This is a genomic window from Rothia sp. HMSC069C01 (assembly GCF_001814655.1).
GTDB lineage: Bacteria > Actinomycetota > Actinomycetes > Actinomycetales > Micrococcaceae > Rothia > Rothia dentocariosa.
In genome coordinates, this window is record NZ_KV817393.1 from 1 (window position 1) to 302 (window position 302).

Below are 302 nucleotides of genomic sequence, written 5' to 3' on the forward strand. Positions count from 1 at the left end.
ACCGGGTTGGGGTTGTTTGGTAAAACCACCGTTAAACACAAAAAGCATGAGCGAAAGCTCCCCACAGGAAACCCCCACCCATACTTACCTCTAAACAAAATTATTATTGCGGCAGCCATCTACTCTCCCACACCCACCAAGATGCAGTACCATCAACACCACAGGGCTTAGCTCACCAGGTTCGAAAAGGATACTGGGCGTTTCCCCCAAGCTATCACCACCGCAAAACCACCAAACAACAACCCACCCCACAAAAATAAAGGGGGCCCAGGCTTGTTGTTTCAAAACTATACAGCGAACGC

1 rRNA gene is annotated in these 302 nt (G+C 49.3%); it reads right to left on the reverse strand.

Annotated elements, in window-relative coordinates:
• Positions 1 to 106 precede the first annotated feature (106 nt).
• Positions 107 to 225: ribosomal RNA gene (gene rrf, locus HMPREF2981_RS05540) — 5S ribosomal RNA — on the reverse strand.
• Between the last annotated feature and the right edge of the window lie 77 nt (positions 226 to 302).